Annotated in this window: 14 protein-coding genes; 10 read left to right on the top strand and 4 right to left on the bottom strand. The window is 70.0% G+C overall.

From position 1 onward, the window contains the following. The first annotated feature begins 70 nt into the window (after positions 1-70). Positions 71-994 (top strand): D-alanyl-D-alanine carboxypeptidase family protein, encoded by a 924-nt coding sequence (locus ACFWU3_RS04615; protein WP_384431690.1) that lies wholly within the window; start codon positions 71-73, stop codon positions 992-994. Between the two features lie 95 nt (positions 995-1089). On the opposite strand, the gene ACFWU3_RS04610 is transcribed toward ACFWU3_RS04615, so the two are convergent. From ACFWU3_RS04610 to pdhA, 3 genes are read right to left on the bottom strand one after another with little or no spacing between them, the layout of a single operon-like run. Further along, positions 1090-2556, bottom strand: a complete 1467-nt coding sequence (locus tag ACFWU3_RS04610; protein WP_384431074.1) for a dihydrolipoamide acetyltransferase family protein — start codon at positions 2554-2556, stop codon at positions 1090-1092. A gap of 14 nt (positions 2557-2570) precedes the next feature. Then, entirely contained in the window at positions 2571-3551 is a 981-nt protein-coding gene (locus tag ACFWU3_RS04605) for an alpha-ketoacid dehydrogenase subunit beta (protein ID WP_384431071.1), read from the bottom strand. A 2-nt stretch (positions 3552-3553) separates the two neighbouring features. Further along, positions 3554-4711, bottom strand: a complete 1158-nt coding sequence (gene pdhA, locus ACFWU3_RS04600) for a pyruvate dehydrogenase (acetyl-transferring) E1 component subunit alpha (RefSeq protein ID WP_384431069.1) — start codon at positions 4709-4711, stop codon at positions 3554-3556. 327 nt (positions 4712-5038) lie between these two features. Between pdhA and ACFWU3_RS04595 the strand changes: the two genes are divergently transcribed. The 3 genes from ACFWU3_RS04595 (at position 5039) to ACFWU3_RS04585 (ending at position 7263) form a co-directional block, all read left to right on the top strand. Beyond that, entirely contained in the window at positions 5039-5704 is a 666-nt protein-coding gene (locus ACFWU3_RS04595; protein WP_384431066.1) for a response regulator, read from the top strand. Between the two features lie 119 nt (positions 5705-5823). Continuing rightward, positions 5824-6240: a pyridoxamine 5'-phosphate oxidase family protein gene (locus ACFWU3_RS04590; RefSeq protein WP_384431063.1), complete on the top strand. Its 417-nt coding sequence runs from the start codon at positions 5824-5826 to the stop codon at positions 6238-6240. Positions 6241-6255: 15 nt separating this feature from the next. Next, positions 6256-7263 (top strand): phosphotransferase, encoded by a 1008-nt coding sequence (locus tag ACFWU3_RS04585; RefSeq protein WP_384431060.1) that lies wholly within the window; start codon positions 6256-6258, stop codon positions 7261-7263. Positions 7264-7326: 63 nt separating this feature from the next. Here ACFWU3_RS04585 and ACFWU3_RS04580 read toward each other — a convergent pair whose 3' ends face one another. Continuing rightward, on the bottom strand, positions 7327-8859 hold the full coding sequence (locus tag ACFWU3_RS04580; protein WP_384431057.1) for a protein kinase: 1533 nt from the start codon (positions 8857-8859) through the stop codon (positions 7327-7329). Between the two features lie 351 nt (positions 8860-9210). Between ACFWU3_RS04580 and ACFWU3_RS04575 the strand changes: the two genes are divergently transcribed. The 6 genes from ACFWU3_RS04575 (at position 9211) to ACFWU3_RS04550 (ending at position 16815) form a co-directional block, all read left to right on the top strand. Further along, on the top strand, positions 9211-10827 hold the full coding sequence (locus tag ACFWU3_RS04575; protein WP_384431054.1) for a protein kinase: 1617 nt from the start codon (positions 9211-9213) through the stop codon (positions 10825-10827). 177 nt (positions 10828-11004) lie between these two features. Next, a complete protein-coding gene (locus ACFWU3_RS04570) occupies positions 11005-11568 on the top strand; it encodes a hypothetical protein (RefSeq protein ID WP_384431051.1) in 564 nt (187 codons plus the stop codon). An 85-nt stretch (positions 11569-11653) separates the two neighbouring features. Continuing rightward, entirely contained in the window at positions 11654-12322 is a 669-nt protein-coding gene (locus ACFWU3_RS04565) for a PadR family transcriptional regulator (RefSeq protein ID WP_384431048.1), read from the top strand. 184 nt (positions 12323-12506) lie between these two features. Then, positions 12507-13274 carry an ABC transporter ATP-binding protein gene (locus tag ACFWU3_RS04560; RefSeq protein ID WP_384431045.1) on the top strand — a complete coding sequence of 256 codons (768 nt, stop codon included), beginning with the start codon at positions 12507-12509 and terminating at the stop codon, positions 13272-13274. Continuing rightward, a complete protein-coding gene (locus ACFWU3_RS04555) occupies positions 13271-16132 on the top strand; it encodes an FtsX-like permease family protein (RefSeq protein WP_384431043.1) in 2862 nt (953 codons plus the stop codon). Before ACFWU3_RS04560 ends, ACFWU3_RS04555 begins: the two co-directional genes overlap by 4 nt. Before the next feature lie 140 nt (positions 16133-16272). Then, complete coding sequence (locus ACFWU3_RS04550) at positions 16273-16815, top strand: bacterial proteasome activator family protein (protein ID WP_352206441.1); 543 nt, start codon at positions 16273-16275, stop codon at positions 16813-16815. Positions 16816-16951: the final 136 nt, after the last annotated feature.

Below are 16951 nucleotides of genomic sequence, written 5' to 3'. Positions count from 1 at the left end.
GTCCCCTTCGGACTTGTTTAGACGCATTTGCGAACTCGGAGCGTTTTCTGTGATATCGAGCCACAAGGGCCTGCGCAGAGCAGCCACGCTCGCTCTCGCGAGCGGTCTGCTGCTGACGGCTTCACCTCTCGCCGCACCCGCGCAAGCCGCGCAGCCGATCCCGTCCATCACCGCCAAGGGCGGTTTCCTGCTCGACCAGCTCGACGCCAAGCCGATCTACGGCAAGGCCAACAACACCCGCCGCCAGATGGCGAGCACCACGAAGCTCGTGACCGCCATCACGGTTCTCACGATCAAGGGCGTGGACCTCAACAAGAAGGTCACCGTCAAGCAGGTGTACCGCGACTACGTTGTCAAGCAGGGCGCGAGCACCGCGGACCTGCGCACCGGCGACAAGCTGACGGTCCGCCAGCTGCTCTCCGCCATGATGCTGCCGTCCGGCTGCGACGCCGCGTACGCCCTCGCCGACACCTTCGGCACCGGGACGACGACCGCCGCCCGCACCAGCTCGTTCATCGGCAAGATGAACGCCAAGGCCAAGCAGCTGGGCCTGGTGAACACCAAGTTCGACTCGTTCGACGGCATCTCCGCCAAGGGCAACAACTACACCACCCCGTGGGACCTGGCGAAGCTCGCCCGCCACGCGGTGAGCAGCTCCATCTTCCGTGATGTGGTCAAGGCGACGTCGTACAAGACCACCGCGACGACGAGCACCGGCGGCACCCGCACGTACACCTGGTACAACACCAACACCCTGCTCGGCTCGTACAGCGGCGCCATCGGTGTGAAGACCGGCACCGGCACGGCTGCCGGACCCTGCCTCGTCTTCGCCGCCACCCGCGGCACCAAGACCTACGTCGGCGTCGTCCTCGGCAGCTCCAGCGTCGCCGAGCGCACCAAGGACGCGGCGAAGCTGCTGGACTTCGGCTTCGGCTCCACCACCGCCAAGACGATGAAGGTGCGCTCGCTCCCGGCCGGCGCGCAGCGCGACTGATCCACCGGACCCACCGGTGAACCGAACGAGGTCCCGTGACGCACAGCGTCACGGGACCTCGTCGTTCAGCACCGGTCAGGGCCGGTACGGGCCGGTCAGGCCCAGGTGATCAGCCGCTTCGGGTTCTCCAGGACCGCCGCGACATCCGCGAGCATCTTGGAGCCCAGCTCACCGTCGACCAGACGGTGGTCGAAGGAGAGCGCGAGCGTGGTGACCTGACGGGGCTTGACCTTGCCCTTGTGGACCCACGGCTGGAGCTTGATCGCACCGACCGCCAGGATCGCGGACTCGCCGGGGTTGAGGATCGGCGTACCGGTGTCGACGCCGAAGACGCCGACGTTGGTGATGGTCACCGTGCCGCCCTGCATCGCCGCCGGGGTGGTCTTCCCCTCACGGGCGGTGGCGACCAGCTCGCCGAGCGCCTGCGCCAGTTCGGGCAGGGTCTTGTCGTGCGCGTCCTTGATGTTCGGCACGATCAGTCCGCGCGGGGTGGCCGCCGCGATGCCCAGATTCACGTAGTGCTTCTGGACGATCTCCTGGTTGGCCTCGTCCCAGGCGGCGTTGACCCCGGGGTTGCGCTTGATCGCGACCAGCAGCGCCTTGGCGATCAGCAGCAGCGGGTTGACCCGCAGCCCGGCCATGTCCTTGTCGGCCTTGAGTTCGTCGACGAGCTTCATGGTCCGCGTCACGTCGAGGGTGATGAACTCCGTGACGTGCGGCGCCGTGAACGCGCTGCCGACCATCGCGGACGCGGTGGCCTTGCGCACGCCCTTGATCGGGATGCGCGTCTCCCGCGCACCGGCCGCGACCGGCGCGGGCACCGCGGCGGCGGCCACGGGCTCGGGGGCCGGAGCGGGCGCCGGGGCCTGCGCGGGCGCAGCCGCCGGGGCGGCCGCCGCGTGGACGTCCTCCCGGGTGATGATGCCGTCCGGTCCGGTCGGGGTGACCGTCGCCAGGTCGATGCCCAGGTCCTTGGCGAGCTTGCGGACCGGGGGCTTGGCCAGCGGCCGGGGCAGTGCGGTGGTGCCGCCGTGCCCGTTCATCTCGGCCTGGATCGCGGCGGCGGGGCTCTGCGGCGGCGCGGCCTGCGGCTGGTGCGAGCCCGCGCCCTCGGCGGCGGGCTGGGCCGGTACGCCCTGCCCGGCGCCCGGCTTGCGCGGGCGGCGCTTGGAGGAGGTCTCGGCGACGCCGTAGCCGACGAGGACCGGCTGACGTCCCTTGGGAGCCTCCTCCTCGGCGGCGGGCGCGACCGGCGCGGCCTTGGTCTGTGCCTCGGGCTGGTCGTCCGCTTCACCGCCGCCGGGCGCCACGTCGATCGTGATGATCGAGGTGCCGACGTCGACCGTCGTGCCCTCCTCGAAGCGCAGGGCGTGCACGATCCCGTCGTACGGGATGGGCAGTTCGACGGCCGCCTTCGCCGTCTCGACCTCGCACACCACCTGGCCGTCGGTCACCGTGTCGCCGGGCTGCACGTACCACTTGAGGATCTCCGCCTCGGTGAGTCCCTCGCCCACGTCGGGCATCTTGAACTCGCGGAAGCGAAGCGAAGTGTCTTGAGTCATGGTCACGGCACTCCTCAGTACGCGAGCGAGCGGTCGACGGCGTCCAGCACCCGGTCAAGACCCGGAAGGTACTCCTCCTCGAGCCGCGCCGGCGGATACGGCGCATGGAACCCGCCGACCCTGAGCACCGGAGCCTCCAGGTGGTAGAAGCACCGCTCGGTGATACGAGCGGCGATCTCCGCGCCGGAGCCGTAGAAGACGGGGGCCTCGTGCACCACGACCAGCCGGCGGGTCTTCTCGACCGACGTCTGGATGGTGTCGAAGTCGATGGGAGACATCGAGCGCAGGTCCAGGACCTCGATGGACTTGCCCTCCTCCTCCGCGGCGGCCGCGGCCTCGACGCAGACCTTCACCATCGGGCCGTACGCGGCCAGCGTGAGGTCGGTGCCGGGCCGCAGGACACGGGCGGTGTGGAGCGGTCCGGGGATCGCCTCGGTGTCGACCTCGCTCTTGTCCCAGTAGCGGCGCTTGGGCTCGAAGAAGATGACCGGGTCGTCGCTCTGGATGGCCTGCTGCATCATCCAGTACGCGTCGGAGGAGTTCGACGGCGAGATCACCTTGAGGCCGGCCACGTGGGCGAAGAGCGCCTCGGGGGACTCGGAGTGGTGCTCGACCGCGCCGATGCCGCCGCCGTACGGAATGCGGATGACGACCGGCATCTTGATCTTGCCGAGCGCGCGGGCGTGCATCTTCGCGAGCTGCGTGACGATCTGGTCGTAGGCCGGGAAGACGAAGCCGTCGAACTGGATCTCCACGACGGGCCGGTAGCCGCGCAGGGCGAGACCGATCGCCGTGCCGACGATGCCGGACTCGGCGAGCGGGGTGTCGATCACCCGCTCCTCACCGAAGTCCTTCTGCAGTCCGTCGGTGACGCGGAAGACGCCGCCGAGCTTGCCGACGTCCTCACCCATGATCAGGACCTTGGGGTCGGTCTCCAGGGCCTTGCGCAGCGATTCGTTGATCGCCTTGGCGAGGGGAAGTTTGGTGGCGGCCATGATCAGTTGCCCTCCTCGGCGAAGGACGCCTGGTACGCGAGGAACTGGGCGCGCTCCTCGTCGACGAGGGCGTGCCCGTCTGCGTAGACATTCTCGAAGATCGCCAGGTCGTCCGGGTCGGGCATGGCCCGCACCGCCTCACGGACCCGCTTGCCGAGCGTCTCGCTCTCCTCCTCCAGGGAGGTGAAGAAGGCTTCGGCCTCGGCCTTGTCGAGAACGGCGTTCTCCAGGTACGTACGGAGCCGCAGGATCGGGTCCTTCGCCTCCCACGCCTGGCGCTCCTCGTCGGCCCGGTACTTCGTCGGGTCGTCCGAGGTGGTGTGCGCGCCCATCCGGTAGGTGAACGCCTCGACCAGCGTCGGGCCCTCGCCGCGGCGGGCGCGCTCCAGCGCGGACCGGGTCACGGCCAGGCAGGCGAGCACGTCGTTGCCGTCGACGCGGATGCCGGGGAAGCCGAAGCCCTGGGCGCGCTGGTAGAGCGGCACCCGGGTCTGCTTCTCGGTCGGCTCCGAGATCGCCCACTGGTTGTTCTGGCAGAAGAACACCACGGGAGCGTTGTAGACCGCGGAGAAGGTGAACGATTCCGCGACGTCGCCCTGGCTGGACGCGCCGTCACCGAAGTACGCGATCACGGCCGAGTCGGCACCGTCCTTGGCCACGCCCATCGCGTAGCCGGTGGCGTGCAGCGTCTGCGAGCCGATGACGATCGTGTACAGGTGGAAGTTGTTGGTGTTGGGGTCCCACCCGCCGTGGTTCACACCGCGGAACATGCCGAGCAGATTGGTGGGGTCGACACCGCGGCACCAGGCGACGCCGTGCTCGCGGTAGGTCGGGAAGACGTAGTCGTCGTCGCGCAGCGCGCGGCCCGATCCGATCTGTGCGGCCTCCTGGCCCAGCAGGGATGCCCACAGCCCGAGCTCTCCCTGCCTCTGCAGGGAGGTGGCCTCGGCGTCGAAGCGGCGCGTGAGAACCATGTCGCGGTACAGGCCGCGCAGCTCCTCGGGCGTCAGATCGATGCTGTACTCGGGGTGCTCGATCCGCTCGCCCTCGGGCGTCAGCAGCTGTACGAGCTGGGGCTCCGAGCCCTGTGGCTTCTTCGCGGCGCTGACGCGCTTGCTGCTGCGTCGCGGTTTGCGCGCGGCAGTGCTCTCCACGGTCACGTGCGTGCTCCTCCGTCGGTCCGGCCCCCGGGTTCGCCGGGTAAACCAGTGCGGCTCGCCTGATTCCAGTACCCGTGCACGGGGTGGGTGCGACGCAGCCGGGAACAGGCGTGACAGGTGCCCCGGCGAGCGCCCTGCCAAAGGCACGTTACCCAGTGGGCCGCATTACTGCGAAACCCCATTTGACCTGCGATTTTGCTTGGATATCCAAGTAAATCGCGAAATACGGGAACAACCACTGGTCACAGCCTTGCAGGCCGCCGGAACACGGGCACGTTATCCCGGGCACCCCGGGCACGGGAAGAGTAGATGTGTGAGACTGCTTTCGTGCCCGAAGACGGAAAAATCACCGTATTTCTTCTCGACGACCATGAGGTCGTGCGCCGCGGAGTCCGTGAACTGCTGGCCGGCGAGGAGGACATCGAGGTCGTCGGAGAGGCGGGCACGGCGGCAGATGCCCTGGTCAGAATCCCTGCGACCAGCCCGGATGTCGCCGTTCTCGATGTACGGCTGCCCGACGGCAGCGGTGTCGAGGTGTGCCGCGAAGTGCGTTCCGCCGATGAGCACATCACATGTCTGATGCTCACCTCGTTCTCCGACGACGAGGCACTTTTCGACGCGATCATGGCCGGCGCGTCGGGATACGTACTGAAGGCGATCCGCGGGAACGAGTTGTTGACGGCGGTACGGGACGTGGCCGCCGGCCGGTCGCTGCTCGACCCCGTGGCGACCGCGCGGGTGCTGGAGCGGCTGCGCGGCGGCGACAGCCCGAAGAGCGACGAGAAGCTGGCGGCCCTGACGGAGCAGGAACGCAGGATCCTGGACCTGATCGGCGAGGGACTGACCAACCGGGTCATCGGCGAGCGGCTGCACCTCGCCGAGAAGACCATCAAGAACTACGTCTCCAGTCTGCTGTCCAAACTGGGCATGGAGCGGCGTTCGCAGGCCGCCGCCTACGTGGCCCGGATGCAGGCGGAGCGCGAGTACCGCTGACGCCCCGCCTCACCCGTCCGGGCTGACCCGTTCCGGCCCTCGCCGCCGGGACCTCCGCCCCTGCGGGCCGAGGACGCCGGGCCCTTTCGGGCGGGGCGTCCGTCACGGAGAGTGGAGTCATGTCCACCGAGGAAGCCCGAGCGGTCGAACTGCTCGGCCGCGTGCCCTACGGCCGCGTGGCGACGAGCATGCGGGCCATGCCGTTCGTCGCGCCGGCCCGGCACATCGTGGTGGACGGCAGCGTCCTCCTGCGGATTCACCGCGGTTTCGGCTACCACAGCGCGTGCAGCGGCAGCGTGGTGGCCTACGGCGCGGACAACCTCAACTCCGGTGCGGCGGTCCGCTGGTCCGTGCAGTTCAGCGGTACGGCGGTGGTGGTCCAGCCGTCCGAGGAGGTGCTGCGGCTCTTCGGGGAGCAGCCGCACCACATGAACGGCGAGGCGTTCGATCCCGTCTATCTGCGGATCGAACCCCGGTTCGTGAGCGTGCACACGATGGACTATCTCGAAGAGCGTCCCACCCGACACGCTGCGTGATCTAACATCTGGCGGGTGCCGCGCTCATCTGCAACCGCCCCACCCCTCGGTCCGCTTCTGCGCCGCTACGAGGACCCGGGCGAACCACTGTCCTGCGAGCCGGTCACCCTGGGCCTCCTCAACCGCGGCTACCGGCTGTCCACCACCCGCGGCGCCTACTTCCTCAAGCACCACCTCGACGGCGACCGCGAGGCCATCGCCCGCCAGCACCGGGCGACCAAGCGTCTCCAGGCGCTCGGCGTTCCGGTCGCCCCGCCCGTCGAGGACGCCGAGGGCGGCACGGTCGCCGTGATCGGCGGGCGCTGTTACGCCCTGCACCCCTGGGTCGACGGCCGCCACCGCGACGGCGCCCACCTCACGACGGCCCAGTCCCGCCGGCTCGGCTCCCTCCTGGGGCTCGTCCACACCTGCCTCGACCAGGTCATGGAAGTCGACCACACAGAACTCGGCGAGTACGAGAGCGCCGACCCCGAGGAGACCTTCGCGCTCATCGACGAACTGCTGTCCCTGGCACGGTCGGCCCGGCCCCACGACAGCTTCGACGCCCTCGCCGAGCACCGGCTCGTCCAGCGCCGGGGGCTCCTGGAACGCCACGCCGGGCGCAGACCGCCGCCGGGCTCCGCGGGCGGCTGGGTGCACGGCGACTTCCACCCGCTGAACCTGCTCTACCGGGGTGCCGAGCCCGCCGCGATCGTCGACTGGGACCGGCTGGGCGTGCAGCCGCGCGCCGAGGAGGCCGTACGGGCGGCGGCGATCTTCTTCGTCCAGCCGGCGGGCGAACTGGAGCTGCCGAAGGTGCGCGCCTACGCCCGGGCCTACCGCCGGGCCGCCGGCGCGGACGCGGCGGAGCTCGCGGCGGCGGTGCACCGGGTGTGGTGGGAGCGGCTCAACGACTTCTGGATACTGCGGTGGCGCTACCAGCTGAACGACCGAAGGGCCGACCCGCAGTTTCCCGCGGTGTCGGCCCTGGCGGTCTGGTGGACGAGCGAATACGAGGCGGTCCGGGACGCTTTCACGGCCTAGGGCCTGTGGATCGTGCCGGACTCGGCGCCGAACACCGGGTGCCCTGGAGCACCCCGCCCGACGTCAGCCGCCCTCGGTGCCGCCCGGGTCGCCCGGATCACCGTTGGCACCCTCGTTGGTGCCGCCCGTCGGCGGATCCGTGGGCGGGTCCGTCGGCTCGGTCGGCTGATCCGTGGGCTCGGTCGGCTGGTCCGTCGGTTCCGTCGGCTGGTCGGTGGGACCCGCCGACGTCTGCGGATCGCTCGGCGTGACCGGCCGGGTGTACGTCGGCTCCTGGGTCGGCTCCTGGTTGCCGCCGGTGCTGTTGTCCGGCTCCTCCGTCGGCTGGGTCTCCTCCTCGGTCGGCGTCGGCGACTCGTCCGGCGTCGTGGGCGTCTCGGAGACCGACGTCTTGTCGGAGGGGGTGCCGCCCGTGTCGCCCGCCTTGTTCAGGGCGAAGGCGATACCGGCCGCGATGGCCACCACGGCGAGCACGGCCAGCAGCCATGCCTTGCTGCGGCCCTTGCGGCCGCCCGGCCGATGACCGTCGTACGCGCCGTCGTTCGGGTTCGGCGGAGGCAGGAGCGGACCCTGCGAGGTATCGCCGTGCACGGGGTGGTGCACGGCGGTCGGCCCGGTGGTGCCCATGGCGGGCGTCGGCCCGCCGTCGTTCAGCAGGACCGGCCCGGTGTTCCAGCTGCCGTTGTGGCTGCCCTGCTGCTGAAGCATCTGGAGCGAGTACTGCACCAGGCCGCGCATCTCCTCCGCGCTCTGGAACCGGTCGTCCGGGTCCTTCGCGAGCGAGCGCATCACCATGCCGTCGAGCTCCGGCGGCACCACGTCCGAGACCTCGGACGGCGGGGCCGGGATGTCCTGGACGTGCTGGTAGACCACCGAGAGCGGGGTCTCCCCGGTGAAGGGGGGCCGCAGCGCGAGGAGTTCGTAGAGGAGACAGCCCGTCGCGTAGAGGTCGGAGCGGTGGTCGACGGCCTTGCCCAGTGCCTGCTCGGGAGACAGGTACTGCGGCGTGCCCATCACCATGCCGGTCTGCGTCATCGTCGTCGACGCCCCGTGCAGGGCGCGCGCGATGCCGAAGTCCATCACCTTCACCGCACCCGAGTTGGTGATGATGACGTTCGCGGGCTTGATGTCACGGTGCACGATGCCGTGCTGGTGGGAGTACGCGAGTGCTTCGAGGACGCCGGAGACGATGATCAGGGCCTGCTCGGGCGGCGGGGCCTCGGCGTTCAGCAGCAGATCCCGGATCGTGCGGCCCTCGACCAGCTCCATGACGATGTACGGCACGGACTGACCGCCCACGACGTCCTCGCCGGAGTCGTAAACGGCCACGATCGCATGGTGGTTGAGGCCCGCGACCGACTGTGCCTCGCGGGTGAAGCGGGCCTTGGAGACAGGGTCCTCGGCGAGGTCGGCGCGCAGCAGTTTCACCGCGACGGTCCGACCGAGCCGTACGTCCTCCGCCGCGTAGACTTCGGCCATGCCGCCGCGACCGAGGCGGTGCGTGAGCCGGTACCGGCCGTCACCGACCAGTCCGCCGGTGCCCCAGGAGTCCGCCGCATCCGGCACGCCGCCGCCTGCTTCGGGTTCGGGTGCCATCATTCCTCGCCGTCGTGTCTGTCCGCGTGCTTGGGGGTGCGTGCGGGAATCGCTGTCGTCCTCAGGGTGCTTGTGCCGCCTCACGCTACAGCCTCCGCGAGACGCGCCTGCTCGAGATGGACCGGCCATCAAAGCCGCTGCCGGTCCGACGGCGCAAATTCCATGCTTTTCCTGTAACGAGTCCGAGACTCTTCTTGTGCGTACGGTCACGGAACGGGCACCCGGCTTGACGTGTCGGACCCCTCGGGCAGACTTGCCCCGTAATAGGGATCACGCCATGCATCACGGATCACGCGGCGACGCGGGCCATCGCGGGCCGTCAGGTGTTCGCGCCGAGGGGGAAGCACAGTCATGAGCCAGGACGGCGCGCAGGGCCGCTATGCGGGTGGGTCCGTGGCGGGTGGCCGGTATCAGCTTCGCGACCTGCTCGGCGAGGGCGGTATGGCCTCCGTCTATCTGGCGTACGACTCGGCGCTGGACCGCCAGGTCGCCATCAAGACGCTGCACACCGAGCTCGGGCGCGAGCAGTCCTTCCGTGAGCGCTTCCGCCGCGAGGCCCAGGCCGTCGCCAAGCTGTCGCACCCCAACATCGTCTCCGTCTTCGACACCGGCGAGGACGAGCTCGACGGCTCGCTGATGCCGTACATCGTCATGGAGTACGTCGAGGGCCGGCCCCTCGGGTCCGTCCTTCAGGCGGACGTCCAGCAGTACGGCGCGATGCCGGCCGAGAAGGCGCTCAAGGTGACGGCCGATGTGCTGGCCGCACTGGAGACCAGCCACGAAATGAGCCTGGTGCACCGGGACATCAAGCCCGGCAACGTGATGATGACCAAGCGCGGCGTCGTCAAGGTGATGGACTTCGGCATCGCGCGCGCCATGCAGTCGGGCGTCACCTCGATGACGCAGACCGGCATGGTCGTCGGCACCCCGCAGTACCTGTCGCCGGAGCAGGCGCTGGGTCGCGGCGTGGACGCCCGCTCCGATCTGTACTCCGTCGGCATCATGCTCTTCCAGCTGCTGACCGGACGGCTCCCGTTCGACGCCGACTCCCCGCTGGCCATCGCGTACGCGCATGTCCAGGAGGAGCCGGTCGCTCCGTCCTCGATCAACCGCTCCGTCACACCGGCGATGGACGCCCTCGTCGCCCGTGCGCTCAAGAAGAACCCGAACGAGCGGTTCCCGAACGCGGCCGCGATGCGCGACGAGTGCGCACGGGTGATGGGTGCCGGACAGACGGGCGCCCCGGTGATCGTCGGTGGCGCCCCGGCCGCGAGCGGCTCGGGTGTCGGCTCGGCCGTCTTCCCGCCGCTCGACCAGTCGGCGCCGCCGCCGCACAGCGTGCAGACGCCGTACCAGCCGAGCCCGTACGGCCCGCCGACCCCGGCGCCCGCCCCGACCCCGGCTCCGCAGTACGGCTATCCGCAGACTCCCGCTCCGGCGTACCAGACGGCGGGGCCCCTGGCCTCGACGCCGCCTCCGTACACGATGTCCCCGCAGACGGCCACGACCGGCCCGGGCGGCGGCAGCGGCGGCAAGCGGAACATGCCGGTGATCATCGGTGCGATCGCGGTCGCGCTGCTGGCGATCGGCGGTCTGATCGCGGCGATCTCGATGAAGGACAACGGGAAGGACGACAACACCGGCGGGGACCCGAGTTCGAGCACCTCCCAGCAGGGCGGTGAGGTCCCGCCGGACCGGTCGCGGACCATCGAGGCCACCAAGTGCTCCGAGGCGACGGAGGACGGCCAGGACCCCAAGAAGGTTGTGGTCCCCGACCTCCGTTACAAGGACGTGCTGTCCGTCAAGGACTGTCTGCGGGCGGCCAAGTGGACGTGGACCGTCAAGACGGAGGACAACCCCCAGTGGCCCAAGGACGCCGTGATCGAGCAGTACCCGAGCCAGGGCTCTGCCGTCCTGCCGGGTAGCCAGGAGTTCGAGCTGAAGATCTCCACGGGCAAGTCCGGCTGACCTCGTCTTCTGTTCCGCTTCCTCTTCCGACACGGCCCGGTACGCACGACGCGTGCCGGGCCGTTCGTGTGCCGCGGCCGATGACCCGTACGGCCGGTGCCCGAGATGCCGTCCTTGGTACGTCATGTGACGCTGAGTCCATCAACACAGCGGTTCGGCACGGGAGGGGGTCACCCGGTGACTCCAAGGCTCCGCACGCGGTGCGCCATCGCGGTCGCCTCATTGCTGCTGGTCGCCCATCCGGCACAGGCAGACGAGTCCGGGACCCCCGAAGCCTCCCCCTCCGGCAGACCCACCGCGTCGTCCTCCCTCGCGGGCAAGCCGGCCGGCGAGGGGCGGCCCCGGCCGGGCCGGCCGCTGCCCCCGGTGAGCGTGAGCCCGAGCACACCGTCCGGCTCCGCCAAGCCGTCGCTCACCCCGTCCGGCACACCCTCCGCCACGCGTTCCGCGTCCGTTTCCGCGACTCCGTCCATCTCGGCGCCCCCCTCCCGCAGGCACCACCATCCGCCGCGGCCCCGTCTCACGGAGGAGGAGGAACCCTGGACGGAGGAGTACGAGGAGGACGCGGAACAGCCGGCGCCTCCGCCGACCCCGTTCGCGCCCGCCGCCGCACGTCAACAGCAGGAACAGGCCGCGCCCCAGGCCGTCGCCCGGCAGATCTCGCCGCTGTCCCTCGGCATCGGAATGGCTCTCATGGGCCTCGGAATCGGCTTCCTGGCCGTACGGATGAGGCGTCGCTGAGGCGCTTGTCATCCTTACGACGGAGGCAACGGCTCCGCCTCCCGATGGTTGGCGCGCACCGGCATACCCGGTATACATACCGAGTATGTCCATCCGTCACGGGCTCCTCGCCCTCCTGGAACACGGTCCGCGGTACGGCTCACAGCTCCGCACGGAGTTCGAGTCCCGCACCGGTTCCACCTGGCCGCTGAACGTGGGTCAGGTCTACACGACCCTCAACCGTCTGGAACGCGACGGCATGGTCGCCCAGAGCGGTGCGGATGACGCCGGCCACGCGCTGTACGTCATCACCGAGGCCGGTCACACCGAGCTCACCAACTGGTTCGAGACTCCCGTGGACCGGAGCAATCCGCCGCGCGACGAGCTGGCCATCAAGCTCGCCATGGCGATCGGTGCTCCGGGCGTCGACATCCGTGCCGTCATCCAGTCCCAGCGCCATCACACCGTGAAGGCGATGCAGGACTACACCCGGCTCAAGGCCCAGGCGCTGGCCGCCATCGAGAGCGGCGGGTCGCAGGAGCGCGACGACGTGGCCTGGCTGCTCGTCCTGGAACAGCTGATCTTCCAGACCGAGGCCGAGGCACGCTGGCTCGACCACTGCGAAGTCCGGCTCATCAGGCTCTCTGCCCAGGCCGAGCGGGGAGCCTCACGCCCGACGGCCACCTCGCTGCTCGGACAGCAGGCGCAGTCCACGCAGTCCGCACCCGCCTCGCAGTCCCCGCAGGCCGATCGCTCCGGGCAGTCCACGGCCTAGCGACAGGCCCCTGGCCGGGGCCGACTCCGCCCCGGGGCCCGGGAGTTACCGGGCCCCGATCCCACCGGTCCGAGCACAGCGCTTTGGACCCCGCCGTCCGAGCACCGCTCCGGACCCCGGGCCTCACGCCCATCAGTCTCCGCTCACCCGTCCGTCCAAGGGGGACCCTCCCATGTCCGATCGCATGTCACAGCAGCCACACACGTCACAGCAGTCACAGCAGTCACAGCAGCCCGTCCTGCAACTGCAGGAGCTGACCCGTGTCCACGGAAGCGGCGCCACCGAGGTCCATGCCCTGCGCGGCATCAACCTCGACGTCTTCCCCGGCGAACTCGTCGCCGTCATGGGCCCGTCCGGCTCCGGCAAGTCCACGCTGCTGACCATCGCGGGCGGGCTCGACACCCCCACCTCGGGACGGGTGATCGTCGAGAACACCGACATCACCACCGCCAACCGCAAGACGCTCGCCGCCCTGCGCCGCCGCAGCATCGGCTACGTCTTCCAGGACTACAACCTCATCCCGGCGCTGACCGCCGCCGAGAACGTCTCCCTGCCGCGCGAACTGGACGGCATGTCCGCCCGCAAGGCCCGCAACGAGGCCATCGCCGCCCTGGAGGAGATGGACCTCGGACATCTCGCCAACCGCTTCCCCGACGAGATGTCAGGCGGCCAGCAGCAGCGCGTCGCCATCGCCCGCGCCCTGGTCGGCGAGCGCCGGCTCGTCCTCGCCGACGAGCCGACCGGCGCCCTCGACTCCGAGACCGGCGAGTCCGTGCTCGCGCTGCTGCGCGCCCGCTGCGACGCCGGCGCTGCCGGCATCCTCGTCACGCACGAGCCGCGCTTCGCCGCCTGGGCGGACCGCGTGGTCTTCCTGCGTGACGGCGCCGTCGTCGACCAGACCATCCGCAGCCAGGCCGACTCGCTGCTCTCGGGCCAGGCGGCCGAACTGTGAACAGCTCGTACCACTCCTGGCGGGCCGCGATCCGTATCGCCCGCCGTGACGCCTGGCGCTACAAGGGACGCAGCTTCCTCGTCCTCGCGATGATCGCCCTGCCCATCCTCGGTGTGAGCGCCGCGGACCTCACGCTGCGCAGCGCGGAGCTCTCCACCGCGCAGACCATGGAGCGCAAGCTCGGTGCCGCCGACGCGCGGCTGGACGACCCCGGTATGGGCGGGTCGCCCCTCATGCAGTCCCCCAACGGCGACAACTACATGCCGGTGGGCAACTTCGACAACCGGCCCTACCCGGAGGGCAAGGGCGATGTCAGCAAGGCGCTGCCCGCGGGCTCCACATCGCTGCCCGACACGACCGGCCGGGCCAAGCTGCGGACGGCACACGGGCTGCTGAACACCGAGGTCCGCGAGATCAAGGCGTCCGACCCCCTGGTCAAGGGGATGCTGACCGTCACGGACGGCCGGTTCCCGAAGAAGGACGACGAGGTCGCGGCGACCACGCACTTCCTGGAGAACAGCGACCTGAAGGTCGGCTCCAAGGTCACCGCCCGCGGCCTCGACCGCGAGTACACGATCGTGGGCGCCTACGAACTCCCGGACGCGCTCGACACCGATCAGATCAACGCGCTCCCCGGGGCGCTGCTCGCGCCGCTGGACAAGGCGCTCGAGAAGACGGGTCTGCCGAGCTCGTCGTCGTCCACCACGTACCTGGTGAAGGTCTCGGGTGGTTTCACGTGGAACATGGTCAAGGCGGCCAACGCCAAGGGCGTGAAGGTCGAGTCCCGTGCCGTCGCCCTCGACCCCCCGGCCGATTCCGAGGTCCCGCTGTTCCAGCAGGAGGGCTGGGGCAACTTCGAGCAGAGCACGGCCGCCAAGGCGGCCGCCCTCGCCGCCGCGGGAACCGTCGTCGGTCTGGCCATGCTGGAGATCTGCCTGCTGGCAGGCCCGGCCTTCGCCGTCGGCGCCCGGCGCTCGCGCCGCCAGCTCGGTCTGGTGGGAGCCAACGGCGGTGACCGCCGCCATATCCGTGCCATCGTCCTCTCCGGCGGTCTGGTCATCGGCATCGCCGCGGCCGTCGTCGGCACGATCCTCGGACTGCTGCTCACCTTCGCGCTGCGGCCCGTGCTCGAGAACTACATGGGCGCACGCTTCGGCAGCTTCGACATCCGGCCGCTGGAACTCCTCGGCATCGGACTGCTCGCGGTGTTCACCGGTGTCATGGCCGCGCTGGTGCCCGCCATCACCTCCTCGCGTCAGTCGGTGCTGGCATCGCTCACCGGCCGTCGCGGTGTCCGCAAGAGCAGCCGGGTGCTGCCGGTGATCGGTCTGGTGGCGGTCACCCTGGGCGCGGCCATCGCGCTCTACGGATCGACGATGACCGACCAGTTCATCGTCGTGGCGGGCGGCAGCGCCCTCGCCGAACTGGGCATCGTCGCCCTGACCCCCGCCCTGGTCGGCCTGTTCGGCCGGACGGGACGCATCCTGCCGCTGTCCCCGCGTCTGGCCCTGCGGGACGCGGTGCGCAACCGGGGCCGTACGGCTCCCGCGGTCGCCGCGGTGCTGGCCGCCGTCGCCGGCACGGTCGCGGTGGCGACGTACGCCGCGAGCACGGACGCCCAGAGCAAGGCCGACTACGAGGCACGGCTGCCGCACGGCGCGGTCTCCGTGATGATCGACGAGGACGGCGGACGGGACGTCCCGTCCGTCCGCGCCTCGGTGCAGAAGATGCTCCCCGTCGATGTCCGTGCGGACGTGGACAGGGTCTCGGTCGGCAAGGCCGGCTGCTCGATGTACGGCGGCGGGGAGGGCTGCGGACGGTACGAGGTGATCGTGCCTCTCGCCAACCAGTGCCCGCTGTGGCGCACGGATCCGGCCCACCCGAACGACGATCCGTCGGAGAAGTTCAGCAAGGCCGAGCGGCGCAAGCTGGCCAAGGACTGGCGCTGCCTGACCAGCAACGAGGTCAGCTACACCGACAGCGGCCTCCTCGTGGGCGACACCAAGCTGATGCAGGTCCTCGGAATCGACGACCCGGCTGCCGAGAAGGCACTGGCCGCGGGGCAGATCGTCTCGTTCGACAAGCGCAATGTGGACACCAAGGGCAAGATCGGCATCCGCCTGATCACCGACACGAAGGCGGCCGACGAGGCACAGGAGAAGGGCAAGGAGGCCCCCGGCGAGGTCAAGTCCTTCGCCACCTACCAGGCCGACGCCCAGCAGAAGTCCTACGGCGTCGCGATGATCATGTCGCCCGCCACCGCGAAGGCGGCCGGGGTCCGGACGGTTCCGTTCGGTGCCTACTACTCCACCGACAAGATGCCGAGCAGCGAGCAGCGCCAGCAGCTGGACGCCGAGCTCGACAAGACCGGCTCCGAGGTCAATCTGCACGTCGAGGAGGGCTACACCAGCGAGAACAGCATCATCCTGCTCGCTCTGACGGTCTTCGCCGGTCTGATCACCATCGGCGCGGCCGGGATCGCCACAGGTCTCGCCCAGGCGGACGCCGAGGCCGATCTGAAGACGCTGGCCGCGGTCGGCGCCCCGCCCCGGGTGCGCAGGACCCTCAGCGGGTTCCAGTGCGGAGTGGTGGCGGCGATGGGTGTGGTGCTCGGTTCGGCGGCCGGAGTGCTCCCGGCGATCGGACTGCGCCTCACCGAGAAGCGCCAGGAACTGAAGTGGTACGAGGAGGCCCTCGATCAGGGCTACGCCGGCAGTGACTCGCTTCCTTACGTGCCGATCCTCGTCCCCTGGGCGACCCTGGCGGCCCTGCTGATCGCGGTCCCCGTGGGCGCGGCCCTGCTGGCGGCGCTGGTGACCCGCTCCCGTGGCGCCCTGTCCCGCCGCGAGGCCACATGATCGGCCCGGATCGCGTCCTGATCAGCTCGTGACCGGCTCCTGATCGCACTGCCTGCACTTTTGTGCCCCCGTACGAGGGTGGATCACTCTCGTACGGGGGCACACCGTGTGATGACGCACATGTGCGAGAGAATGGCGGCATGGAGATGCCGAGGAATGAACGGTCGCAGGAGAGCCCCCACGTTCTTGTCGTGGGACAGGACGGAATGGCGCTCGGCGGCAGTGGCGGAGACGATGAGTCGCGGGAGGTCCCGTTGACCGAGATGGTGGAACAGCCGGCGAAGGTCATGCGTATCGGCAGCATGATCAAGCAGCTGCTGGAGGAGGTCAGGGCGGCACCTCTGGACGAGGCGAGCCGTGTGCGGCTCAAGGAGATCCACGCCGGCTCGGTCAAGGAGCTGGAGGACGGGCTCGCGCCCGAACTCGTCGAGGAACTGGAACGGCTTTCGCTCCCCTTCACCGACGAGGCGATCCCCTCCGAAGCGGAACTGCGGATTGCGCAGGCTCAGTTGGTGGGCTGGCTCGAGGGACTTTTCCACGGTATCCAGACGGCGCTGTTCGCCCAGCAGATGGCGGCACGCGCCCAGCTGGAACAGATGCGCCGTGCCCTTCCGCCGGGCGCCTCCCACGAGGACGAGGAGAACCCGCCGCACGGAGCGCTTCGCTCGGGCCCGTACCTCTGACACGGAGATAGGCGGGGAGGTTCTGGCGGAGGGTTCTACGCAGCGGTTCCGGCCGGGGTTCCGCGAGGAACCTCTGATGCGGAACCACTGACATGGACTCCGGTCGGCGGGCCGGTGCGGCGCTGCTTCTCAGCGC

It is taken from the genome of Streptomyces sp. NPDC058685 (assembly GCF_042714725.1).
Classification (GTDB): domain Bacteria; phylum Actinomycetota; class Actinomycetes; order Streptomycetales; family Streptomycetaceae; genus Streptomyces.
Note: the sequence above shows the minus strand (reverse complement) of the source record. Positions and strands in the feature narration are given on the sequence as shown.

Coding starts and splice junctions, on each gene's coding strand:
- ACFWU3_RS04610 (WP_384431074.1), bottom strand. CDS start 2,556: ATGACTCAAGACACTTCGCTTCGCTTCCGCGAGTTCAAGATGCCCGAC.
- ACFWU3_RS04605 (WP_384431071.1), bottom strand. CDS start 3,551: ATGGCCGCCACCAAACTTCCCCTCGCCAAGGCGATCAACGAATCGCTG.
- ACFWU3_RS04590 (WP_384431063.1), top strand. CDS start 5,824: ATGTCCACCGAGGAAGCCCGAGCGGTCGAACTGCTCGGCCGCGTGCCC.
- ACFWU3_RS04580 (WP_384431057.1), bottom strand. CDS start 8,859: ATGGCACCCGAACCCGAAGCAGGCGGCGGCGTGCCGGATGCGGCGGAC.
- ACFWU3_RS04575 (WP_384431054.1), top strand. CDS start 9,211: ATGAGCCAGGACGGCGCGCAGGGCCGCTATGCGGGTGGGTCCGTGGCG.
- ACFWU3_RS04565 (WP_384431048.1), top strand. CDS start 11,654: ATGTCCATCCGTCACGGGCTCCTCGCCCTCCTGGAACACGGTCCGCGG.
- ACFWU3_RS04560 (WP_384431045.1), top strand. CDS start 12,507: ATGTCACAGCAGCCACACACGTCACAGCAGTCACAGCAGTCACAGCAG.
- ACFWU3_RS04550 (WP_352206441.1), top strand. CDS start 16,273: ATGGAGATGCCGAGGAATGAACGGTCGCAGGAGAGCCCCCACGTTCTT.